Origin of the sequence: Brenneria sp. hezel4-2-4 (assembly GCF_013155275.1) — a bacterium.
Classification (GTDB): domain Bacteria; phylum Pseudomonadota; class Gammaproteobacteria; order Enterobacterales; family Enterobacteriaceae; genus Brenneria.
In genome coordinates this window covers 636,716-659,181 of record NZ_JABJXS010000001.1, presented here as the reverse complement: position 1 = coordinate 659,181, position 22,466 = coordinate 636,716, and the positions used below count along the sequence as shown (strand labels likewise).

General features: G+C 55.5%; 20 protein-coding genes. 15 read left to right on the top strand and 5 right to left on the bottom strand.

Annotated features, from left to right (window positions below):
- Positions 1–43 precede the first annotated feature (43 nt).
- The 4 genes from HOY33_RS03085 (at position 44) to HOY33_RS03070 (ending at position 6,422) form a co-directional block, all read left to right on the top strand.
- Positions 44–1,390: a nitrate/nitrite transporter gene (locus tag HOY33_RS03085; protein WP_172288421.1), complete on the top strand. Its 1,347-nt coding sequence runs from the start codon at positions 44–46 to the stop codon at positions 1,388–1,390.
- A gap of 55 nt (positions 1,391–1,445) precedes the next feature.
- Positions 1,446–2,624 carry an acetyl-CoA C-acetyltransferase gene (locus HOY33_RS03080; RefSeq protein WP_172288419.1) on the top strand — a complete coding sequence of 393 codons (1,179 nt, stop codon included), beginning with the start codon at positions 1,446–1,448 and terminating at the stop codon, positions 2,622–2,624.
- A 206-nt stretch (positions 2,625–2,830) separates the two neighbouring features.
- The gene (locus tag HOY33_RS03075) at positions 2,831–4,750 is read left to right on the top strand and encodes an FAD-dependent oxidoreductase (RefSeq protein WP_172288417.1); all 1,920 of its coding nucleotides are present in this window, start codon (positions 2,831–2,833) and stop codon (positions 4,748–4,750) included.
- A 295-nt stretch (positions 4,751–5,045) separates the two neighbouring features.
- A complete protein-coding gene (locus tag HOY33_RS03070) occupies positions 5,046–6,422 on the top strand; it encodes a carbohydrate porin (protein ID WP_253906911.1) in 1,377 nt (458 codons plus the stop codon).
- A gap of 91 nt (positions 6,423–6,513) precedes the next feature.
- On the opposite strand, the gene HOY33_RS03065 is transcribed toward HOY33_RS03070, so the two are convergent.
- Genes HOY33_RS03065 through HOY33_RS03050 form a run of 4 tightly spaced genes read right to left on the bottom strand, consistent with a single transcriptional unit; the run spans position 6,514 to position 11,571 of the window.
- The gene (locus HOY33_RS03065; protein ID WP_172288415.1) at positions 6,514–8,130 is read right to left on the bottom strand and encodes an ABC transporter ATP-binding protein; all 1,617 of its coding nucleotides are present in this window, start codon (positions 8,128–8,130) and stop codon (positions 6,514–6,516) included.
- The gene (locus tag HOY33_RS03060) at positions 8,127–8,960 is read right to left on the bottom strand and encodes an ABC transporter permease (RefSeq protein ID WP_172288413.1); all 834 of its coding nucleotides are present in this window, start codon (positions 8,958–8,960) and stop codon (positions 8,127–8,129) included. Before HOY33_RS03060 ends, HOY33_RS03065 begins: the two co-directional genes overlap by 4 nt.
- Positions 8,957–9,937, bottom strand: coding sequence for an ABC transporter permease (locus HOY33_RS03055; RefSeq protein ID WP_172288411.1), 981 nt, complete (start codon positions 9,935–9,937; stop codon positions 8,957–8,959). Before HOY33_RS03055 ends, HOY33_RS03060 begins: the two co-directional genes overlap by 4 nt.
- 5 nt (positions 9,938–9,942) lie before the next feature.
- Positions 9,943–11,571, bottom strand: coding sequence for an ABC transporter substrate-binding protein (locus HOY33_RS03050; protein ID WP_172288409.1), 1,629 nt, complete (start codon positions 11,569–11,571; stop codon positions 9,943–9,945).
- A gap of 224 nt (positions 11,572–11,795) precedes the next feature.
- On the opposite strand from HOY33_RS03050, the gene HOY33_RS03045 reads away from it, so the two are divergent.
- The 3 genes from HOY33_RS03045 to proC (HOY33_RS03035) are packed head-to-tail and all read left to right on the top strand — an operon-like array spanning position 11,796 to position 14,242.
- Positions 11,796–12,557 carry a VOC family protein gene (locus tag HOY33_RS03045; protein WP_172288407.1) on the top strand — a complete coding sequence of 254 codons (762 nt, stop codon included), beginning with the start codon at positions 11,796–11,798 and terminating at the stop codon, positions 12,555–12,557.
- A gap of 23 nt (positions 12,558–12,580) precedes the next feature.
- Positions 12,581–13,399, top strand: coding sequence for a pyrroline-5-carboxylate reductase (gene proC, locus HOY33_RS03040; RefSeq protein ID WP_216660363.1), 819 nt, complete (start codon positions 12,581–12,583; stop codon positions 13,397–13,399).
- A gap of 39 nt (positions 13,400–13,438) precedes the next feature.
- Complete coding sequence (gene proC, locus HOY33_RS03035) at positions 13,439–14,242, top strand: pyrroline-5-carboxylate reductase (RefSeq protein WP_172288403.1); 804 nt, start codon at positions 13,439–13,441, stop codon at positions 14,240–14,242.
- Positions 14,243–14,334: 92 nt separating this feature from the next.
- On the opposite strand, the gene HOY33_RS03030 is transcribed toward proC (HOY33_RS03035), so the two are convergent.
- Complete coding sequence (locus HOY33_RS03030; RefSeq protein ID WP_199376125.1) at positions 14,335–15,231, bottom strand: sugar-binding transcriptional regulator; 897 nt, start codon at positions 15,229–15,231, stop codon at positions 14,335–14,337.
- A gap of 235 nt (positions 15,232–15,466) precedes the next feature.
- Here HOY33_RS03030 and HOY33_RS03025 point away from each other — a divergent pair, with 235 nt between their 5' ends.
- The 8 genes from HOY33_RS03025 (at position 15,467) to HOY33_RS02990 (ending at position 22,119) form a co-directional block, all read left to right on the top strand.
- A complete protein-coding gene (locus HOY33_RS03025; RefSeq protein ID WP_172288399.1) occupies positions 15,467–16,411 on the top strand; it encodes a tagatose-bisphosphate aldolase in 945 nt (314 codons plus the stop codon).
- Positions 16,404–16,973, top strand: a complete 570-nt coding sequence (locus HOY33_RS03020) for an AAA family ATPase (protein ID WP_172288397.1) — start codon at positions 16,404–16,406, stop codon at positions 16,971–16,973. The genes HOY33_RS03025 and HOY33_RS03020 overlap by 8 nt, the downstream gene beginning before the upstream one ends.
- Positions 16,974–17,207: 234 nt before the next feature.
- Positions 17,208–17,651: a PTS sugar transporter subunit IIA gene (locus tag HOY33_RS03015; RefSeq protein ID WP_172288395.1), complete on the top strand. Its 444-nt coding sequence runs from the start codon at positions 17,208–17,210 to the stop codon at positions 17,649–17,651.
- A gap of 115 nt (positions 17,652–17,766) precedes the next feature.
- Positions 17,767–18,066 carry a PTS sugar transporter subunit IIB gene (locus tag HOY33_RS03010; protein WP_172288393.1) on the top strand — a complete coding sequence of 100 codons (300 nt, stop codon included), beginning with the start codon at positions 17,767–17,769 and terminating at the stop codon, positions 18,064–18,066.
- Positions 18,067–18,114: 48 nt separating this feature from the next.
- Positions 18,115–19,380, top strand: a complete 1,266-nt coding sequence (locus HOY33_RS03005) for a PTS sugar transporter subunit IIC (protein WP_172288391.1) — start codon at positions 18,115–18,117, stop codon at positions 19,378–19,380.
- 17 nt (positions 19,381–19,397) lie between these two features.
- On the top strand, positions 19,398–19,703 hold the full coding sequence (locus HOY33_RS03000) for a hypothetical protein (protein ID WP_172288389.1): 306 nt from the start codon (positions 19,398–19,400) through the stop codon (positions 19,701–19,703).
- Between the two features lie 228 nt (positions 19,704–19,931).
- A complete protein-coding gene (locus HOY33_RS02995; protein WP_172288387.1) occupies positions 19,932–20,900 on the top strand; it encodes a chemotaxis protein in 969 nt (322 codons plus the stop codon).
- A 313-nt stretch (positions 20,901–21,213) separates the two neighbouring features.
- Positions 21,214–22,119: a LysR substrate-binding domain-containing protein gene (locus HOY33_RS02990; RefSeq protein WP_172288385.1), complete on the top strand. Its 906-nt coding sequence runs from the start codon at positions 21,214–21,216 to the stop codon at positions 22,117–22,119.
- Positions 22,120–22,466 lie beyond the last annotated feature (347 nt).

Sequence of the window (22,466 nt, the reverse complement as noted above, 5' to 3'; positions counted from 1 at the left end):
GCGATCCCGCATTCGCAGGTTCGCGCCGCAGGAGCACCTCTTTATGGCTGGGCAAAAAAATAACATGGCATTAAATAAAGTCACAGCGTGTTCTACCCGGGATGATACCTGTCTTTCCGCCGCCGACCGCAACGGTTTCGGCGCGCGCGGCTGGACCATCATCGTGTTTCAGGCGGTTATGTTCTGGATCGCCGCAGGCGCGGTGACCCACGGCCTGAACGTGATGCTGCCTGCGCTGTCGCAGACCTACGATCTGGATTACAGCACCTTGCTGGCGCTGGCGACGCCGGCCTCCTGGGCTTCTATTCCGGCGGGGCCGGTATGCGCCTGGCTGTGTGAAAAGAAAGGGGCCAAATTCAATATCATTTTCTGCTTAATCGCCTGCGGGCTGTGTTTCGGCCTGCTGGGGTACTGCGGCTCGCTGGTGGGGTTCACCCTGTTGTTCGCCGGCGTCTGTTTCTTCGGCACCGGTTTTGCTTATGTCGGCGGCACCGCCATCATGACCAGTTGGTTCGTGCGCAAGGCCGGGCTGGCATTGGGATGGTGCACGGTGGGGCAGACCTTTTCCAGCGCGTTTTTCGTTCCCACGCTGGCGGCGCTGTTCGTCTGGCTGGGGATCCGGCATGGCTTCTGGGGCATCTCGGTCATGATGTTCATCATGTCGGTGCTGGTGCTGCTGTTCGTCGCCAATAAGCCGGAGGATGTCGGCCTGGCCCCGGATAACGAACCGCTCTCCGCGGCGGAACTGGGCGAGCGGATGCGCCAGCATGACGACTATGTCTGCCCGCTTGGCGTCCGGCAATTGCTGGGAATGCGGGATGTCTGGTTTATGGGGATTGCCACCGGCGCTATCTACATCATGCTGGTGGGGGTAGTCAGCCAGATCGTTCCCCGGCTGATGGAAATGGGCTATGAGCTGAACACCGCCATCTTCTATATGACGGTGTCGGCGCTGTTTGGCACGCTGGGCGCATACGGCTGGGGCTGGCTTAATCACCGGATCGGCGTGAAGCAGGCGCTGTTGGTTTACACCGGCTGGTGGATGGTGGCGGTGGTGATCAACCTGTTCGCTCATCAGCCCGCCATGTTGTGGCTCTCGCTGCTGATGATCGGTTTTAGCCTGCCCGGGGCCACCAATTTAAGCACCTCGCTGATCGCCACCAAATTTCCCCGTCGTCTCTATGTTCGCGCCATCGGCATTGTGCATCCGATCCAATCGGTGGTGCGCTGTTTTGCATTCTCCATTCTGGCTTTCGGGCTGGCCTATTTGGGCGGCTATACCGGCGCTTATCTGCTGCTGGTGGGCGTTGGCGGCGTCGCGCTGGTGTTGATCTGGCTGACCGACGTGACGCCGGTAGCGGTTGGCCCGAGCGCATCCGACGGGAAATGAAACGGATGACGTTGGGTTATCGCGACGTTTTTAATTTCGATTACGAGAGGCATTTATGACATCACTTGTTATTGCCAGCGCGGCGCGAACGGCGATTGGCAAATTTGGCGGCAGCCTGAGCACCTTTAGCGCGCCGCAGTTGGGCGCATTGGTGATGGACGCGGCGATCCGCCGGGCGGGGCTTGAGCCATCGGCGGTCGATGAGGTGATTTTCGGCAACGTGCTACAGGCGGGGCTGGGACAGAATCCGGCCCGGCAGGCGCTGCTGCAAGCCGGACTACCGGATACCACGCCGGCCACCAGCGTCAATATGGTCTGCGGTTCCGGGCTGCAAAGCGTGATTTTCGCCGCGCAAAGCATCGCCGCCGGTAATGCGGATGTGGTGCTGGCCGGCGGCATGGAAAACATGTCGGCGGCGCCCTATCTGCTCAATCAGGCCCGCTGGGGATACCGAATGGGCGATCAGCGGGCGACGGACAGCATGGTCACTGACGGTCTGTTCTGCGCCATCAATCATTATCACATGGGCGTCACGGCGGAAAATGTCGCCAAACGCTGTCATATCAGCCGTCAGGAGCAGGATGAAGCGGCATTGCTTTCCCAGCGGCGGGCGGCGGCGGCGATTGAGCGCGGCGCATTCCAGCGGGAAATCGTCCCGGTGACGCTGAAAAGCAGGCACGGCGACAGCATCTTTGCCGTTGATGAGCACCTGCGGGCCAACGCCACGGCGGAAAGTCTGGCCAAACTGGCGCCGGCTTTTGATCCGGCAGGCTCGGTAACGGCGGGCAACGCATCGGGCATCAACGACGGCGCGGCGGCGCTGCTGGTGATGAGCGAGGCATGGGCGAAACGGCAGGGGATTCAACCTTTGGCCCGTATTCGCAGTTATGCCGTCAGCGGCGTCGATCCGGCGGTGATGGGGCTGGGGCCGGTTCCCGCCACCCGGCAGGCGTTGAGCCGGGCTGGCTTAACGGTGGGCGATCTTGATCTGATCGAAGCCAACGAGGCCTTTGCCGCTCAGTTTGTCGCCGTCAGCCACGAACTGAAGCTGGATCGGGATAAAACCAACATTAATGGCGGCGCTATCGCCCTGGGCCATCCGATTGGCGCATCCGGCGCGCGGATCCTGGTGACGCTGTTACATGCGTTGGTTGACAGAGATAAAACGCTGGGGCTGGCGACGCTGTGTGTCGGCGGCGGTCAGGGCGTAGCAGTGATAGTGGAACGCATTTGAACGTCATGTAGGGAAAACGTAAGTCATTCGAAAAAATGCATTAAAGACCACGACAGGTAAAGGTAAATAAGCGCGGTGAAAAGGGTTTTGTCGTTTATATCACTGATTTTAAAAAATAAGTGTGGTTATTTTTGCGGATGGAAATAAAGGACGAAATGGCAAATGCGACATTAGCATAATGAAAATATCTCTATAAAGGTGAAATTATGATAACTAAAAATAAGGGAAGCGCCTGGAAGGGGCGGCTTGCCATCGTGTTATTGGCGTGCGGCATGATGGGCGCGGCTCAGGCCGCGATTACCGCCGGGCAGTACAGCGCCGCGGAGAAAGGCAACGAGGGAATGGTCAGCGTGACGGTCACCGTCGATAAGGAAGGGGTGATTAAAGATATCGCGGTGGATGCCAGTCAGGAAACGCCGGAACTGGGCGGCGAGGCCGGGCCGGCGGTGGGCCAGGCGATTGTCGAACATCAGAGCCTGAATGTGGACGGCGTGACCGGCGCGACGATGACCAGCAACGCGGTAAAAAAAGCCGTCGCCAATGCGTTGAGTCAGGCGGGGGCGGACGTGGCGCGCTATCAGGGAAAGGTCGCCAGACAGGGGCAGGATGAGGAAACCCGCGTCGACGTAGTGGTGGTCGGCGGCGGCGTATCCGGCACCGCCGCGGCGTTGGCCGCGGCGGAAAAGGGCGCCACGGTGCTGGTCATCGAGAAGATGCCGGTGCTGGGGGGCGCGGGTCGGATGGCCAGCGGCTTTACCGCGGTGGAGTCGTCGCTGCAAAAAGCGAAAGGCATGAAATATACCGCCGCCGAACTGACGCAGCGGTTGCTGGAATATAACCAGTATCTGTCCAACGGGCCGTTGACCAAAAAGATCATCGATAAATCGGCATCGACGGTCGATTGGATGATCAAACATGGCGTGGAGTTGGAAATTGTGGAAACCACGCGCGACGCCAAGCAAAGCTCGGTACAGCAGGCGCACCTTGAAGACCCGATTAAATCGGACGTTTATCACCGCATCAAAAACGGCGGTGAAGCGGCTTACAAGACGTTGTACGACGACTTTACCAAGCTAGGCGGAAAAGTGATGACCAAAACCATTGGTAAATCACTGATTCAGGACGATAAAGGGAAAGTGACCGGGTTGATCGCGGAAAAGGCCGACGGCGGTAAATTAACCGTGCATGCCAAAGCGGTCATTCTGGCCAGCGGCGGATTCGGCGCCAACAAGAAGATGCTGGATGAAGCGATGCTGACGTCGAACATTTTCCCTCTGGCATGGCCCAATATGGGTGAAGGGCTGCAAATGGCCTGGGCGGCCGGCGGCGCGAAATGGGATATGCAGTCCGCGCTGATTCACGCTGCCCAACTGGTTGGCATCGATCCTTCGGAAGCCGCGCATCATGGCGGCGGCGACGCGGCGGCGTTGGACAGCCCGCTGATCTGGCTGCTTAAATCCCCGCTGCTGTGGGTGGATGTGGTGGGTGAGCGCTTCGCCAACGAAGGTCATATCTACGATACCGCGTTCTGGGCCAACGTCGCCTATTCCGTCGGCGGGAATTATTACATCGTCGTCGATACCCCGACGCTGAAATCGTTTACCGCCAACGCCATGCCGTTCCCGCTGTCGGGTGCCGGCCCGGCCAACCCGCCCAAACCCGGCGACTTCGTCGCGCTGGCGGATGCGGGCACCCGAGGCGGACAGAGCAAGACGATCTTCAAGGGCAAGGACATTGCCGAACTGGCGGCGAACATGGGGATCGCGCCTGAGAGTCTGAAAGCCACCGTTGACCGCTACAATGGCAACGTGAAGGCCAAACAGGATAAGGATTTCGGCAAAAAGCCTGAATATCTGGCGTACGGTATCGAAAAAGGGCCGTTTTATGCTTTCAAGGCGGTAGTGGTCAGCCTGAGTTCGCTGGGCGGCGTGCGGGTAAACTCCGATTTGCAGGTCACCGATGCGAACCTGAAACCTATCGACGGCCTGTATGCGGTCGGGAACAATGCGGCCGGTTTCTACAGCGTGCCGGGTTATCCGCCTTATCAGGGATTGGCGAATGGTTTTGCGCTCAACTCCGGGCGTATCGCCGGTGAACATGCGGCGCAATTTATTCTTAAAAAATAACGGTCGTATTGCCTTACAACCATGCGGCACCGACAGAATGTGCCGCATTAATTAAAACCAGAGACGGAAACCGCACGATAAAAATAAAACCGGCAGTCGGGGGATTATTATTATCGAACCGTCATTAAATGTATTCGTGACCGAAAAGAGTGTGAGTAAATCTTATTTAGCGCCGGGATAACGTAACGCTGAAATAAATAACCGGCAATAAATAGGGATTCCTATTTCACTCTGTTGTTTTTTGTCATTCTATGACGGGCTGTTCTCGTCTCATTGCTCTCTGTGGGATAGAACAATGAAAATAACGCATCATAATATATGGACTAGCATGCTATCCGCCGGCGTTGTCGTATCCGGCATGCTGCTGGCGGGGGGCCCGGTGTTTGCCGCCGACGAGGAAACCTCGGGACGTCCGCTGTCCGAAGCGGGAACATGGCTGGCGGAACATGGGGTTACGCCGCATCTGATCGCCTCTCAGCTTTATTTGGGCAACCCCAGCGCAGGAACCGACACCGGTAATCATGAAACGCTGACGATGTTGATGGCCGGCGCGGATTTCGATCTCGATCATATGGGATTGATTCCCGGCGGCAGCATCCACTTTATGCAACTGTGGGTGCCTTTTACCCATAATCTGGATCTCGGCACCCAGTCCGGCGGGGTATTGGCCGGCAACCCGCCGCCCTACATTCCCAAAACGGCGCATTTGATGCGCTTTACCTACCAGCAGAAGCTGTTCGACGATCGGCTGTCGATTGAGGCCGGTAAGAGCAATCCCGGACAGTTCTTCGGCTTCACCAACTGTAATATCGCGTCGTCCTGCGTGAATACCATTCTGAACGAAACGGCGGTATTCGCGCCGCCGCCATATGCCGGCTGGGGCGCGCGTATCGGCTATCGCTTTGCGCCGACGCTGGAGTCCGGCGTCGGCGTCTGGCGCACCTATCAGGCGTTTCCGTTCACCAACGGCTGGGAAAGGTGGGGCGATGATTTCGAGAGCGGCAACACCTTGCTGGTCGCTAATCTGGCGCGGCGCGTCAACTGGCAACAGGAGCCGTACCCCTTCAACTGGGAAGCCATGGCATTTCACAACTTCAAGGAGTATGACGACGTTTACTACACGGTAAACGGCACCTCCAAAGTGTACGACGCGAGTTCGCCGGTGCGCACCCACGATGGCGTCTCCGGCGTCTATCTCACCGCCAAAAAAGCCCTGTGGCGGCGCGACGGCGGGGGCGATCTACAAAACCCGGCCCCCAGCGCCATCAGCCTGCATGGCAGCGTGACGCATGCCCTGCAATCGCATGCTCACAATGGCATCGCCACGCTGGCGGATGCCGGACTGATCTGGTCCGGGCCGTGGCAGAGCCGTCCTCACGACAGCTATGGTCTGACTTTCCGCTGGGCCAAACTCACCAGCAGCGAGCGAAGCTACTTACAGGATATGTACGACGTGTCGGGCGGAACGGGGTGGCAGGTGCCGGGCAACGAATATCAGCTTAGCATCGACGCCTCCATCATGCTGACGCCGGAAGTCAACTTGCAGATGATCGGCGCCCGCACCTGGAATAACAGCAACTGGCAGTACCCTTATACCGGCATCAAGTCCGAGAATGGCTATACGTTCTGGCTACAACTGAACGTGATGGTGGATAAGCTGCTTGGGCTTTAACGCCTGAGAAGACAAGGACGTTATTTGATTCGCTGCCGAATGCCGGCAGCGAATCAATAGCGATGTCGATGACAATTCACGAGCCTGCCGATCAGGCCGCCGGCGCCTGCCATTCCCGGCCGGGAATGGCGCTGAGTAGCTGTCGGGTATAGTCGTGCCGGGGTTGCAGGAACACTTGCCCGGTCAAGCCCTGCTCCACGATACGGCCTGACTTCATCACGATAATGCGGTCGCAGACCTGCGCCGCAACGCGTAAGTCATGGGTAATGAAAATCAACGACAGCCCCAGTCGTTCACGTAGTTCCGCCAGCAAGGCCAATACCTGCGCCTGCACGGACACGTCCAGTGCGGAGACCGGTTCGTCGGCCACTAGAATTCTGGGTTCGACGGCCAGCGCGCGCGCCAGGCCGATACGCTGACGCTGACCACCGGAGAATTCATGCGGATAGCGCTGAATGGCGGCGGGATCGAGTCCGACCAGCGTAAACAATTCCTCAACCTTTTCCCGTGCCTTATCGCGCGATACGCCCTGTATCAGCAAGCCTTTCGCCACAATTTCGCCCACTTTCTGCCGGGGATTGAGAGAGGCGAAGGGATCCTGAAACACCATCTGAATATGGCGGCGCTGTTCTCGCAGCGCCTGACCGCTCATCGGCGCAAGATCGCCATCGGCAAACAGGATTTCGCCGGCGTCAGGCCGGTACAGGCGCACAATACAGCGCGCCAGCGTTGATTTTCCCGAGCCGCTTTCCCCCACAATCCCCAGGGTGCTGCCCTGCGGCAACGCAAAGCTGACATCCTGTACGGCGTTGACCTGGCGCTGATGACGCTTGAGCCATCCCGACTGCCGGAAGGTTTTGGCGATGTTTTTTACCGTCAGGATCGGCGGATTATCGGCGGCATGACGCGGCGTCGCCGGATGCAGCGCGGGAACGGCGGCAATCAATGCGCGCGTATATTCATGCTGCGGCGCATAGAGCACGCGGCTGGCCGGCCCCTGTTCCACCAGTTGGCCGTGCTGCATCACCGCAACCCGATCGGCGATGTCGGCCACCACGCCGAAGTCATGGGTGATAAACAATACCGACGTGCCCTTGCGCTGTTGCAGTTCGCGAATAAGCTGGAGGATCTGCGCCTGGGTGGTGACATCCAGCGCGGTGGTCGGTTCGTCGGCGATCAACACCCGCGGTTCAAGCGCCAGCGCCAGGGCAATCATCACCCGCTGGCGCTGTCCCCCGGAGAGCTGGTGAGGATAGGCGCGCTCGGCGCTCGGCGGATCCGGGATATGCACATCGGCCAGCAACTGCCGCACTTTGTCGTTCACCTCGCGCCGCGATAGCCCATGCTGATGCGTAAGAAACATTTCGGCGATCTGATCGCCCACCCTGTGCAGCGGATTCAGAGCGGTCATCGGATCCTGAAAAATCATTCCGATACGCGCGCCGCGCAGTTGGCGCAGTTCGTTTTCCGTCAGACGCAGCAGATCCTGTCCTTCAAACGTGATACTGCCTGCCGTCGGACGAACCTGATCGGGCAATAATCCCATAATCGCGCTGGCGGTCATGGATTTACCCGAGCCGCTTTCGCCCACCACGCACAGGATTTCATTGCTGTGCAGCTCGAGTGACACGTGGCGTAAAGCCCACGGGCGATCGGCATCGGCCGGCAGTGCGACACTGAGATCGTTAATCGATAATAAAACGCTCATCGGTTTTTCAGCCTTGGATTTAGCGCATCATTGAGTCCCTGTCCGACCAGCGAAACAGACAGCACGGTTAGTAAAATGGCAATGCCGGGAATGGCCGATACGTACCATTCCTGACGCAGCACGCTACGCCCGCCGCCGATCAGGTTGCCCCAGGAAGGCACGTTGGGATCGGACAGGTTGAGAAACGCCAGCGCGCTTTCCAGCAGGATGGCCACCGCCATAATCACGCTGGCGTACACCACAATCGGCGGCAACGCATTGGGCAGAATTTCACGAAATACGATCGGCATATCGCGCATCCCCAGCGAACGGGCGGCCTGGACAAATTCACGGTTGCGCAACGACATGAATTCGGCGCGGGTCAGACGGGCGGCGGGCGGCCAGGAGACAATGCCAATCGCCAGGATCACCGTGGACAAGGTCGAGCCAAAAACGGCGACCAGCACCAGCAATAGCAGAAAATTGGGCAGGATCTGAAACGCTTCGGTTAAGCGCATCAGCACATCGTCAACCACCCCGCCGTAGAAGCCCGACAGGGCACCCACCACAATGCCGATAAGGATGGCGATAACCGTCGCCACCAGCCCGATGGTCAGCGAAATTCGTGCGCCGTGGAAAATCTGGGCGGCGATATCGCGCCCGGTATGGTCGGTGCCAAGCAGAAAGTTCGGGTTATTCAACGGCCATTGCAGCGGTCTTCCCGCCAGCCGCAGCGGGTTGTCCGGGAAAAAAATATCGGCGGTGAGCGCCATGGCGATCACCAACAGCAGCAAAATCAGGCCGCATAGCGCTGCGGCGCTGCGGGCGTAACGTTTGAAAAACCGGCTCATGACCGTTCACCTGAAATACGCGGATCGAGCCTGGCATACAGCAGGTCTACCAAAAAATTAATCGCGATCACCAATAGGGCGGACACAAAAACCACTCCCAGCAGGGTGTTGAGATCGCGTTGCATCACCGACTCATAGGCCAGTCGGCCCAGACCGGGCAGGGCGAATACACTTTCCACCACCACCGAGCCGCCCAGCATGGTGCCCGCCTGTAACCCAACCAGAGTGATCAGCGGGAGCAGCGCGTTGCGCAGAATATGCCTGGTCACAATCCGGTTTTCGCTCAGGCCCTTGGCGCGGGCGGTACGCACAAAATCCAGCGTGGCGACTTCCAGCATCGAGGCGCGCATGATGCGTAAATAAATGGCCAGAAAAATCAGCGCCAGCGTCAGCGTGGGCAGCACCAGATGCCGGGCGATATCCCAGATGCGGGGCCAGCCCGACAACCCGCTGGCAATGGTTTCAAAACCGCCGGAAGGGAGCCAGTCAAGATAGATGGAGAACAGGAAGATCCCCATTAATCCAAACCAAAACGACGGGGTGGAATAGAAAATCAGCCCCAACAAGGAAATCAAGGTATCCGGCCAGCGATTCACCCGGCGCGCGGAAATAATGCCCAGCGCCATCCCCACCGGCACGGCCAGCGCCAGCGACGACCCCATCAACAGCAACGTCGCCGGTAAACGTTCCAGAATCACTTCCGCCACCGGTTTGCCGTAAATCGCCGATTGACCGAGATCGAGGTGAACCAGGCGCCATAGATAATCACCCAGCCGCACCGTCGTGGACTGATCGAGCGCGTAATAGCGGCGGAGTTCTTCGATCATCGAGGGATCGGCGCCGCCCACCTGCGCCACCAGCGCATCAACGGTATCGCCCGGCGCCAGCTGCAACAGCAGAAACAAACCGGTCAGGATGATCAGCAATGCCGGAATGGCCGCCGCCAGACGGCGGCCGCTGAGTAGTAATAGCCTCATACCGCTCAGGCCTCTAACCAGGCATCGTGCCAACTGCTGGAGGGCCAGCGGGCGGTGTTCAGGCCGTTTTTCAGCTTTTTGTTCACCACGGTATAGAACTGACGCTCGATGGCGAACCAGATCGGAAACTGTTCATTGGCCTCTTCAACCAGCCTGGCATAAAGTTCGCGCCGTTTTTGCGGGTCGATTTCGGAGGCGGCGTCGTCAATCAAGGCGTCAATCACATCGGACTGCCAGCCGAACTGATTGGTCCACGGCGATCCCGCCGGACTGCCGGAACGCAGCCAGACGGTGGTGGACACCGCCGGATCGCCGCGGTACTGGTGCCAGCCGGTGGCGATATCAAAGCTGTGTTCTTTGTAAACGGCCGACAACGCGCCGGCGTAGTCATAGTTGGCGATATCCACCTTAATCCCCACCTCGGCCAGCGATTGCTGAATAAACGTGGCGAACAGCGGAACATCCTCGCCGTTCGGCAACTGCACCAGCTTCAGCCTAAAGCGTTCGCCGTTGGCGGCCCGCGGGTAGCCGGCTTCATCCAGCAGGGCTTCCGCTTTTTGGCGATCGAACGGGTAGGGCGGTTTGCTGTCGGGCGGGTAAAATTTCGTCGAAGTGGACGGAATAATGCCGGTGGCCGGTTTTCCCTGACCGTACAGGAAATTCTCGATAAAGAACGGAATATCAATGGCGTGGGCCAGCGCGCGCCTGACGCGCACATCGGCGATCTCTTTGCGGCGGAAATTGAATTCCAGCGTGTTATTAAACACGTTGGCTTCCGAACCTTTCGGCGTGACCTCAAAGTCCGGGTGTTTATTCAGACGATCCAAATCCGCCAGCGAAAGCTGAGAGTAAGCGCTAAGCTGGAGTTGCCCGGTTTCCAACGCGGCGGTCGCGGCGGATTTATCGGTGATGATGCGCCAGACAATCCGTTCAATGTACGGCTGATCCTGCCGCCAGTAATCCGGGTTGCGGGTGGCGATAATGTATTGACCGCGTTCATATTGCACGAATTTGAACGGCCCGGTGCCAATCGGCGCGGTATTCGCCGGATTTTCCAGTACGTTGGTGTTTTCATAGATATGGCGGGGAACCACATAGCCGAGGTCGGCCAGCGCGCGCAGCAGCAGTTCAATCGGCATCGGACGGGAATAGTGGAACACCACGGTGTGATCGTCCGGCGTATCCACCGTCTCCAGATATTGTTGCAGCGCGGTGCTGTAATTAAGCTGCTTCTTCCATAATTCCAGCGCGTTGTACTGCACGTCTTTGGCGGTAAAAGGTTTGCCGTCATGCCATTTCACCTGCTCGCGCAGCTTAAAAGTGATGGTTTTGCCATCAGGCGTGGTGTGCCACTCGGTAGCCAACTGCGGAATGATATTGCCTTGCGCATCCAAATCCACCAGCGACTCAATGATTTTGCTGGTTACGATGTAAACGCCGGTAGACGCGCGCAACGCCGGGTTGAGAATACGCTGTTCCGACGCCAGATGGACGCCAAGCGTCCCGCCCTTAACCGGACTTCCCGGCGCAACCGCAAGCGCGCCGCTTGGCGTGGCCGACAGGAAGGCGCTAAAGGGCAAGGCGGCCGTGATGGCAGCCGAAGAGATCAATAAACGTCTGCGTGAAATATTCATAGCAATCCCTGTTAAAGAAGAAAATAGTGCAATTGAACGGCAGAATAAAGGCAGAAATTATTATTAGGGAAATGACGTTTTATTCTATCGCCTTGCATTATTGATATATACAAAGTGAAAATTTTATATATTCATTTTCCGGAAAAGGTAATATAAAAAAATCATTAACCAAATAACCTGATTACTCTTCTAATATTATTATCCATCTATTATGAGAGGCGAGTATGGCAAATTTATTATGGGATCATGTGGTTCACTACGTGAATAATCCGGACGATGCCGTGGCGGCATTTAACCACCATCAACTGGCGGCTTTTCCCGGCGGCTCCCATCCGGGATGGGGAACCCATAATGCGCTGAGCTATTTTGGTCTGACCTATATCGAATTTTTGGCTATCCGCGATGCGGCCGAGCTGGCTGCCGCCCGGGATACGTTTTTGTTGGCGCATGACGCGCAGACCCTTTTACCGCAACATCAGATATTGTATCGCCTTGCCCTGCGCAGCGATGACATTGATGCCAGCTACGCCGCGCTTCAGCAGCACGATCTGGCGCTTTCCCCGATCGTTGATGGCAAGCGTCATGACGCCCAAGGCAATCTTATCGAGTGGCGCATGTTCACCATCGCGGGCGATTATCAGGGCGTTGCCTATCCATTCATTATCCAGTGGGGCGACGCCGATGACGCGCGTTTGCGTTTACTCCGCCAGCGGGGTCTCGATCGGCCTCATCCGGCGGGCAATATCACGATCCAATCCGCGCTGTTCAAGGTCAAACAGCCGCAACAGGTCGCCGCCCATTGGCAGCGATTGTTTAATTTGCCGTACAGCGAACAGGATCCGGCGCGGCTGCGTATTGGCGATCGGCAATTTATTTTCCAGACCGGCGAGTTGAATCGTCTGGCGGCGATTCGGTTGCAGACTGACAACCCTGAATTAAAACAGCTCAGCCTGTTCGTCGGTGATGGGGAATATCAGTTTATTTAAGGTTAATATAATCGGATGATGTGATGGATAAAAAAATAGGTTTTATCGGCTGCGGGAATATGGGCAAGGCAATTTTGCTGGGCTTGATTTCCAGTGAAAGCGTCTCCCCGCGGCAAATTTTCGGTTATGACATTGTGAGTGAAATTACCGATACGCTTGCCCGGCAGAACGGCATTGTCGCCGCGGATAGCGCCGCGGCGCTGGCGCAACAAACGGATATTATTTTTCTGGCGGTTAAGCCGGATGTTATCCGTACATCCTTGCAAGATATCGCGCCCTGGTTACAGCCTCATCATATTTTAATCTCAATTGCCGCTGGGATTACCATTGAGACGATTACCTCTATTGTCGGGCGCGATAAAAAAGTGGTGCGGGTTATGCCCAACACGCCAGCGCTGGTGCGCGCCGCTATCTGTTCACTTACGCCCAATGAACAGGTTACGCCGCAAGAGTATACGTTGGTTAGCCAGATTATCGGCAGCGTCGGGCGTTGCGAGCGTGTGGCGGAACACCTGATTCATGCGGTGACGGGGGTAAGCGGCTCCGCGCCGGCCTTTATCTTTATTTTGATTGAAGCGATGGCGGATGCGGCGGTGGCCGGCGGGTTGTCGCGCCATCAGGCTTATCAGTTTGCCGCCCAAACGGTGCTGGGTTCCGCCAGGTTAGTGCTGGAAAGCGGTCAGCACCCCGCAGTCCTTAAAGACAATGTCTGTTCACCGGGCGGCACCACCATTGACGGCGTCAGCGTATTGGAAGAAAAAGGATTCCGTGCGGCGATCATTCAGGCGGTGCAGGCGAGCACTCAAAAATCGATCCGACTGTCGCAGGATTCATCACGATAATAACGGTTATCCCGCATGGGATATGACCGGGAGGTTAATATGGCAAAGGTTCATTTTATTGGCGCCGGACAGATGGCGGAGGCCATTATTCGCGCATCGCTGGCGCGCAAAACATTATCCGCCGATCGCATCAGTATTGAAGATATTGATCCGGCCCGTATCGAAACGGTTAGCCAGACCTATCGGCTGTCGACTGCGCAAGACGCCGCGGACGCGCTGGCGCAGGCGGATCTGGTGGTGATTGGCGTGCGTCCGCAGGACGATCTGTCCGCCGTCGCGCAGCGTATTAACCAGCATGCGGCGGCGCACAGCACCATCGTGTCGATTGTGGCGGGCGTGACCCTGGCCCAGTTGGCGTCGTTGCTGGATGCGAGCCGGGCGATCGCCCGGGTGATACCCAACACGCTGACCGACACCGGCTACGGCTATAGCGGCGTCACGCTGAACGCCCATGCCCGCGCTGAAAATATTGAGGATTTTCTATCGGGCTTCGGCAAGTTTCTGTATCTCGAAGAACGGTTGCTCGACGTCTTTACCGGCTTTGGCGTCGCCGGGCCAAACTATATTTACTATTTTATCGAATCATTGACGGACGCCGGCGTGCTGGCGGGATTGCCGCGCGCGCAGGCGACCCAGGTGGTGTTGGAAAACCTGGTCGGCGCCGCTGAAATGCTGAAGATCAGCAAGAAACATCCGCGCCAGTTGCTGGACATCAATAATTCGCCGGCAGGGGTGGGAATGCACGGATTGTTCGAGCTTAACAACAGTGATTTTGCCGCGGGGTTGCAGCGTAGCGTATTGGCGGCGGTGAAAAGAACCACTGAACTGGCGAACGTCCGCTAATCTGAAGCCGGTTTGCCCGCCATTGTCAGGAGTAAAAACCCGCCTGCGCCCGGCCGCGGCGCTTTGTTTTTCCACTGCGCGCCGCGGCGTATTCAGGAATCCAGCAGGCGGTCAAGAATAGCCTGAGCGGTTTTCACATCCGTAACCAACGCATTAATCATCCCCGAACGCGCCGCGCCGATAATCCCGGCCGCTTTCTCCGGCGTGGCGGCGACGCCGATACTCAGCGGGGTCTGACGCAACTGCGCCGGCGTGGCGGCGATCATGCGATCTTCCCCGGCCCAGTGCAGGATCTCGCCGGACTCGGTGAAATAATGGCGGATAACATCGCCGGCCGCCTGACTAAGCGCCTGCTCGTCCGGGGTGGCGGTGGTGGTTTCCGACGGGTTGGGGGCATGGGTCAATCCAACGCCGACGATTGCCACATCAAGCCTGTCCCACAGTGACGCTATCTGCTGAACGCTGGGATCGCAAAGAAAGGCGTCACGCAGCTCGGTGGAGGAAATATACGGCGCATGCAGAAAATGCGGCGTGCCGCCCATCTGTTCCGCAGCCTGGCGCACAAACTCATTGATCTGAAAATGGGCCGCGGCCTGCTGCATTCCGCCGTTAAGCGCCACGGTCAGTACGCCCGGCAGACGCGGCAAACCTGACAGCGTCACCTCTCTGACCGCGCGTCCCCAGCCGATGCCGATAATGGCGCCGGCAGGCAAATCCGCCTGCTGTAATAACCCGGCCAGCGGCGTGACCAGCGCGCCAAGCACGTTGGTCGGCGGGGGTTCAACCACCGCCGCGGTTTTCAACCCCAGATGCTGGATCAGATCGGCGGTGATTTCCTCGGCGGAGGTCAACTCAATGACTTCAATACGCACAATACCCGCTGCGCGTGCCTTGTTTAACAGTCGCGAAATGGTTGCGGTAGAGACGCCCAGTTTTTTAGCTATATCAACCTGAGACATATCTGACTGGTAGTGCAGTTTTGCCACCATGTGCATCATCGCCCGCGTTGCCGCGACGTCGGGTAAAATATTTTCTTTCAGCTTGAAATTCCTTTCTGCAATGTATTACACTCATTTCGTCAGTTGGAGAATTATTGCGCAACACCACTGAAATTGCAATCCGTAGTCGAGGCGTAAAACCCTGACAGGACAGCATGTTGAAGGTTGTTACGCCAGCTATCAACACGATGTTTCATCGACGAAAAACCCTACCAAGGAGAACGCAATGTCACATATGTCCACCTCTGAACTACGCGGTTATCAGCAAATTTGCGGCAGTAACGGCGCGATGCTGGTTATTGCCTGCGATCAACGCGGGGCAATGCGTAGTTTGCTCTCTTCGAACCCCGATCAACAGGCCAATATTTCCGAACATCAACTGGGACAGATTAAAGCGGATATTACCCGCTATCTGGCGAGTCAGGCTTCTTGTGTTTTGGTCGATCCGGTCTGTGCGGTTCCCGACCTGGTGGACGACGGCATTATCGCGCGTGATACCGCGCTATTGATCGGCCTGGATGCCTCCGGGTGGGACGCCACCGACGAAGGCTATCGCCTTTCGCGGCTGGTGCCCGGCATCAACGCCCGCCGCGTACGTGAGTTAGGCGGCAATGGCGGTAAAATCATGGTGTATTTACGCGCCGATTGTCCGCAGGCGAATATCCATAATATGGCTATTCTACGCCAATGCATCGAAGACTTTGCCGGTGAAGATTTATTGCTGGTCGTGGAATTTCTGACCTATCCGCTGGCAGGGGAAACGGAGGCGCAATACAAAAGCAAACTTCCGTCGCTGATCTACGAAGGGACCAAAATGGCGCTGGAATGCGGGGCGAAAGTGTTGAAAATCCCTTATCCCGGCTCGGCGCAGGCCTGTGCCGCGATTACCGAACTTGCCGGAGAGGTGCCGTGGGCGGTACTCTCAGCGGGGGTCGACCATAGCACGTTCTTAACGCAGGTGGCCGATGCCATGCAAAATGGTGCGTCGGGAGTGATCGCCGGGCGCGCGTTGTGGAAAGACTGTATTTCGCTCGACCGCGCGGTAACCCGCGAAAAGCTGGAAAAACTTGCCATCCCGCGGCTGAAAGAGATTCAAGCGGTGATCGGTCAACATTTTCATGGCGCTCAACACACTGAACATAAAAGAGAGGATCGGGTAAATCATGCCTAAGCAATCCGCAGCGCCTGTCGGGGTGCCCGGAAAACGCGTTGTGATGGTTAACGGCGTTCCCGCATCCGGTAAAAGCAGCATCGCCATCGCGCTGGCGACCGCGACCGGCTGGCCCGTTCTATCGCTGGATGGCGTCAAGAATCCGTTTTTACAGCATCTTGACGGCGTGGATCGTAAATTCAACCGTCTGCTGGGCATGGCGAGTTATCAGGCGATTTGGTCTATCGTCGCCAGCGCGCCGGTGGGAAATACTTTTATTATCGATGCGTGGTTTGGCTTCCAGCCTAAAGCCAGCCTTAAGGCTTATCTGGCGGAGTCGGGGGTGACGCAGCTTGCGGAAGTGTGGTGCCAGATCTCCGGCGAGCTGGCGGCGCAGCGTTATGAATCCCGTCTGGGGCAGCGTTTGCCCGGCCATCCCGGTGCCGACTATATTCCTGAACTGATTGAACTGGCGCGGGTGGCCGAGCCGATGAAATTAGGCCCGCTTTTTATTGTCGACCAAACGTTGCCGGTTGATATTGAAAAAATCACCGCCTGGATGCAGGAGGTATTATCTGAATAAATAATCAATTAAGGTTAATTTAAAAAGATATACGGAATTATCCTAAATTATAGTTAATGGAGAAAATAAAACTGACTGATTAATTCATCTAATCAGAAAGACCTTTTGTGTTAAATTAATTATTCATTGTTATAGATATATTAAATTAGATCCAAATAATTAAACTTGATCACGTTTTTTAAATTATTCGGAAAGTATATTAAATTAACACGCTCATTCTGAATAAGGAGAAATATGTTAACTGACTGGATTAATGAAAATAATCTTCAATTGTTCACGCAGGTTGATGATTGGCGTCAGGCGGTTGCATTATCCATCCGGCCAATGATCGATAATGGCTCGGTTGAACCTCGCTACCTTGACGCTATTTATGCCATGCATGAAGAGATTGGTCCCTACTATGTATTAGGGGAGGGAATTGCGATGCCTCATTCACGGCCGGAAGATGGCGTGATTAAAACCGCACTTTCATTAATGATTATTTCTGAAGGGGTAAAGTTCGGTAGCCCTGATAATGATCCGGTCTACGTTGTTTTTGCACTGGCAGCCATCGATAGCCATTCCCATATTGAAATGATCGCCAGTCTTTCAAAACTATTTTGCGAGGATGAAATCGTCAGCAGGTTAAAAAATGCCGGTAGCAAAATCGAGGTGCTTGATATTATTAGTCTATTTTGAATAACGAGCAGGTCATGGCCGCCGGTGGGCATTGCCGCCGGTGGCAAATGAGAATGAGATCCGCATTGGGTTATCGCGGCGCGAAACCTGAATATGATCAACTAAGGAAATACTGATGAAAAAACTATCGATTCTTGCGGTATGCGGGGCCGGGCTGGGCAGTAGCTTTGCCTGTGAGATGAGTATTGAGTCAGCCCTGAAAGATCTGGGTGTTGAAGCCGAGCTTTCACATTGTGATATATCCAGCGCGACCTCTTCCCGGGCGGATATTATTATGACGGGTGAAAATTTCAGATCGCAGTTTCAGCATTATACCATTAATGCCACCGTGATTTATTTAAAACGGCTGGTTGATAAAAATGAGATAAAAACCAAGCTGGAACCGATCTTGAAAGAAAAAGGCTATCTTATTTAATTTTTTCTGAGTTATCCGATTACGACGAAATAGAACAGGGGGATTGTTATGTCTTTCCTTAATTTCATTGTCCATGACGTGCTAGGTCAAGCCTCGATATTGGTATCATTAATTGCCATGATCGGGCTGATTGCACTAAAGAAAAGTCCGGGTCAGGTTATCACCGGAACATTAAAAACATTACTGGGTTTTTTAGTTTTGCTCGCCGGCGCCAATATTATCGTGGCGACGCTGACATTTCTTGGCGATATTTTCCAGCAAGGGTTTAATATGCGCGGCGTGGTTACCGACGTTGGCGCTATTGCCGGGATCGCCCAGCAAACGTTGGGAAGGGAAACCGCATTAATTATGGTTATCGCGTTTGTGGTGAATATCGCCATTGCCCGGTTTACCCGCCACAAATATATCTTTTTAACCGGGCAGGCTTCGCTATGGATGGCGACGGTGTGTTCGGTTATCGGCTATATGGGGGGATTGCGCGGCGTGGAGCTCATTCTGCTTGGCGGGGTGATTGCGGGGATGATGGCGGTATTAATGCCCGCCATGGCGCAACCGATCGTGCGTAAAATTACCGGCAGCGATGATATCGCGCTGGGGCACTTTTGCACCATTGGTTATATCGTGCAGGCCGGCGTGGCGAAAGTGACCGGCGATGCCAGTAAAAGCACCGAAGATCTGGAATTACCGCCGGCGTTATCCTTTTTACAGGACACCTATCTGTCCATGATGGTGGTGATGATCCCCATCTACCTTATCCCGGCGATTGCCGCCGGCCCGGAGGTGGTGGCGGCCTCCTCGAATGGCGTCAATTATCTGGTATATGCCTTTATACAGTCGATCCAGTTTGTGGTCGGGGTCTACGTGCTGCTGGCCGGGGTTCGCCTGCTGCTGGCGGAAATCGTTCCCGCGTTCCGCGGTATTGCGCTGCGTATCGTACCCAATGCGGTGCCGGCGCTGGATTGCCCGGTGCTGTTCCCCTATGCGCCCAATGCGGTGATTATCGGCTTTATCTCCACCACCGTGGGCGCGGTGATCGGCATGTTCCTATTCCCCACCGTCGGGCTGGCGATGATACTGCCGGGAATGCTGACCAACTTCTTTGCCGGCGGCACGGCGGGTATCTTCGCCAATGCGGTCGGCGGGCGACGCGGAGCCATCATCGGCGGGGTTTTCCACGGGTTGTTCATAACGTTGTTGCCCGCGTTGCTGTTACCGCTGCTGGGGTCGTTTGGTTTGGAGAATGTCACATTCAGCGATTCAGACGTTATCAGCGTCGGACTGGTGTTCGGCTACATTCTTAACTTCTTCCAATAGTGCCTGACGGAGGCCGTATGAGCGCCACGATAGACGATATTATGCAACAGGGGCTGAGCGATGAGGCGCGCGCCAAGGCGCTGAATGACCTGGGGAAAAAATCCCTGGAGCAAAATGATATCGAGCATGCCATCGCCTGTTGGGAAAAAAGTATTGCGTGTTATGGCAAACCCGGTTTTGCTCAGGCGCAACTGATGAAAGCCTACAATATCAGACGGCGTGAATGTGCTCAGGCCGGCGACAGCGGCGGGGCGGAGCGCTATTCACAAAAAATTGATGCGTTGATGCAGCAGAGCAAGGATGCGATCCGTTACGGCTTTTAACGCCTTGCCGGCAGGGAAAATGGCCGCTCATAGAGTGGCCGTTTTTACTCGCCGCGGAAAACCATATTCCGTGGGGATCAACAACGAATAACGCAACGGGTGGAATAACATCCAAGGGAGATTGGAACAGGGCTATTGATCGCGTAAAGTGAGGACGTCGGATGTAGTCCGCATCGCTAATGCCGGGTTGTGACCGAGCATTGATAATGCCTTTGCATTGAGGAAAGTATGGATAATTTTCAAAAAGAGATTGATGAGAGAGCAAACCTCACTTCAGCTAACAAGTTTGAACTTTTATTGTTCCGATTAGGGACTGCATTACACAGCGAACAGTCAGAGTTATTTGGGATTAATGTATTTAAGCTGCGCGAAATCGTTCCGATGCCATCCTTGACCAAGGCGGCGGGGATGAAATCACCGATGCTTGGCATGGTGAATATTCGCGGACAGATTATTCCCGTCATCGATCTTCCCGCCGTAGCGGGCTGTACGCCGGTTACCGGGCTCAATATTCTTCTTGTGACAGAATACGCGCGTAGCACCCAGGCATTTGCCGTTGAATCCGTTGACGACATTGTGCGTCTTGACTGGAGTCAGGTGCTTGCCGCCGAGTCTGGCGTCAGCAGCAGCTATATCACCAGTATCGCGCGCCTTGACAGCGATAAAGAGAGTAATCGCCTGGCGTTGGTGCTGGATGTTGAGCAGATCCTGCATGACATCATTCCCGTCGATCGCGATATTCAGATCGAGAACGTGGAATCGAAAACGTTTGATATCAAACCGGGCGCGGTGGCTATTGTGGCGGAGGATTCCAAAGTTGCCCGTTCGCTGCTTGAACAAGGCCTGAATATGATGGCTATTCCTTCCGTTATGCATATTACCGGGCTGGAGGCCTGGAATAAAATACAGATGATGGCGCAAGAAGCGCAGGCGGAAGGTAAGCCGATTTCGGACAAGATCGCGTTTGTGTTGACCGATTTGGAAATGCCGGAAATGGATGGCTTTACGCTGACAAGAAATATTAAACGTAATGATTTCCTGAAGCATATTCCGGTTATTATCCATTCTTCGCTGTCCGGCAGCGCCAATGAAGATCATGTTCGCAATGTAGGGGCTGATGCTTATGTGGCAAAATTCGAAATTAACGAATTGGCGACGGCGATCCAGGGTGTGCTTGATAACGCGCCGTCCCATTAATTTCGAACGATGGTTCTTTTTCCCACGGTCTCTGCCTTATCAACGTTAAGCAACGGGCAGAGGCCGGCAAATCCCGAATATTAAAATAATTAAACCTGCGTTTTATCAATAAACGAGAATGGCTTCTGGTGGTTTTCAGTATGCCGGAAGGGCGTTGCGGCGCCGATCTTATCCGATGCCGATCAACGTCGGGTTAAGTCCGATTTCAAGGGGGCTTATCTGTCCCGACATGCCGACGCGTGCGGGCTGAGATCGCTTGACCATGAGGTTAAACGATTTAATATGGCTAACTTTTAAAGTTAGAAAAACTGCAATGACAGAATCCAGCGATATTCGGTTCCTGCTCACAATCAGGGACAGTGGAAGCCTCACTGCCGCTTCGCGGAAACTGGGTTTATCCCCTTCTGCGGTAACCCAACGTTTGCAATTATTGGAAAAAAAATTGTCGATGCGGCTGGTGGATCGCACCGCGCGCAAACTTCTCTTTACGGAGGAGGGGCAACTGCTATGCCAACGCGGCGGGGATCTGCTGCAACAGTTCGATGCGCTATTTGAAGATTTGCACGAACGCAGGGAAGGATTGGTCGGCACCTTGAAGATTAACGCGCCCCTGGGATTCGGGCGTCGTTACCTGGCTCCGGTTATTGCCGACTTTCAGCAGCAGCACCCGGAGGTTACCCTGGCGTTAACGCTTTCAGACCGTCCGCTCACTGAAACGGTCGATCGCTTCGATATCGTCGTACATATCGGCGAATTGCTCGCCTCCAATCTGGTTGGATTTGCCATTGCGCCAAATGCCAGATTCGTCTGCGCCTCGCCGTCGTTTATTCAGCGTTATGGCAACCCAACCACTCCGGATGAACTAATGCATATGCCTTGCATCGTGCTCTCGGAGAACAACGAAGACGTTTCCTTGTGGAATTTCAGCAAAGGGAAAACCAGCCGCAGCGTAAGAGTGTCGTCAAGCCTCAGTTGCAATGATGGCGACGTCATTCGCCGTTGGGGCTGCGAAGGACGTGGTGTCATCCTGCGCTCCGAATGGGACGTCGCCGACGATATTCAAAGCGGAAGACTTGTCAGGCTGCTACCGACCTGGAAGGCGCCAGACGCCAATGTGATCGCTCTGACTCACAACCGTGCCGGTTTACCGGCGCGAACCCGACACTTTATGACGTATTTGCAGAGCAGATTCAAACCCACTCCTCCGTGGCGAACCTGATAGTGCTTTGGCGCGTAAGCGATGGGTGAAGCCGATTTGAAAGCATTGCCTGATTTTAGATTCAGTTTTACTAACTATAAGAGTTAGAGTGACTTAATTGACAGTGCCTGTTCGAACTTTATAATCGGACCTATTGATACGCGTCGATTGCGAAAAAGGCCAGCGCAATGCAGCAATCTTTCGCCACTGTCAATCCAGACTATCCCCAAGCGAAACTTTTCGATCTTCTCACCGCGCTCTTTGATTCATGGACGCTGTGGGATCACGCTGCCGGCTCTGCGCCGGCGGGTCGCGTCGACATTGGCCGCGAGACTATACCGTGCGGCGGCTATACTCACGAAAGGAAA

Coding starts and splice junctions, on each gene's coding strand:
- HOY33_RS03085 (WP_172288421.1), top strand. CDS start 44: ATGGCTGGGCAAAAAAATAACATGGCATTAAATAAAGTCACAGCGTGT.
- HOY33_RS03080 (WP_172288419.1), top strand. CDS start 1,446: ATGACATCACTTGTTATTGCCAGCGCGGCGCGAACGGCGATTGGCAAA.
- HOY33_RS03075 (WP_172288417.1), top strand. CDS start 2,831: ATGATAACTAAAAATAAGGGAAGCGCCTGGAAGGGGCGGCTTGCCATC.
- HOY33_RS03070 (WP_253906911.1), top strand. CDS start 5,046: ATGAAAATAACGCATCATAATATATGGACTAGCATGCTATCCGCCGGC.
- HOY33_RS03065 (WP_172288415.1), bottom strand. CDS start 8,130: ATGAGCGTTTTATTATCGATTAACGATCTCAGTGTCGCACTGCCGGCC.
- HOY33_RS03060 (WP_172288413.1), bottom strand. CDS start 8,960: ATGAGCCGGTTTTTCAAACGTTACGCCCGCAGCGCCGCAGCGCTATGC.
- HOY33_RS03055 (WP_172288411.1), bottom strand. CDS start 9,937: ATGAGGCTATTACTACTCAGCGGCCGCCGTCTGGCGGCGGCCATTCCG.
- HOY33_RS03050 (WP_172288409.1), bottom strand. CDS start 11,571: ATGAATATTTCACGCAGACGTTTATTGATCTCTTCGGCTGCCATCACG.
- HOY33_RS03045 (WP_172288407.1), top strand. CDS start 11,796: ATGGCAAATTTATTATGGGATCATGTGGTTCACTACGTGAATAATCCG.
- proC (WP_216660363.1), top strand. CDS start 12,581: ATGGATAAAAAAATAGGTTTTATCGGCTGCGGGAATATGGGCAAGGCA.
- proC (WP_172288403.1), top strand. CDS start 13,439: ATGGCAAAGGTTCATTTTATTGGCGCCGGACAGATGGCGGAGGCCATT.
- HOY33_RS03030 (WP_199376125.1), bottom strand. CDS start 15,231: ATGGTGGCAAAACTGCACTACCAGTCAGATATGTCTCAGGTTGATATA.
- HOY33_RS03025 (WP_172288399.1), top strand. CDS start 15,467: ATGTCACATATGTCCACCTCTGAACTACGCGGTTATCAGCAAATTTGC.
- HOY33_RS03020 (WP_172288397.1), top strand. CDS start 16,404: ATGCCTAAGCAATCCGCAGCGCCTGTCGGGGTGCCCGGAAAACGCGTT.
- HOY33_RS03015 (WP_172288395.1), top strand. CDS start 17,208: ATGTTAACTGACTGGATTAATGAAAATAATCTTCAATTGTTCACGCAG.
- HOY33_RS03010 (WP_172288393.1), top strand. CDS start 17,767: ATGAAAAAACTATCGATTCTTGCGGTATGCGGGGCCGGGCTGGGCAGT.
- HOY33_RS03005 (WP_172288391.1), top strand. CDS start 18,115: ATGTCTTTCCTTAATTTCATTGTCCATGACGTGCTAGGTCAAGCCTCG.
- HOY33_RS03000 (WP_172288389.1), top strand. CDS start 19,398: ATGAGCGCCACGATAGACGATATTATGCAACAGGGGCTGAGCGATGAG.
- HOY33_RS02995 (WP_172288387.1), top strand. CDS start 19,932: ATGGATAATTTTCAAAAAGAGATTGATGAGAGAGCAAACCTCACTTCA.
- HOY33_RS02990 (WP_172288385.1), top strand. CDS start 21,214: ATGACAGAATCCAGCGATATTCGGTTCCTGCTCACAATCAGGGACAGT.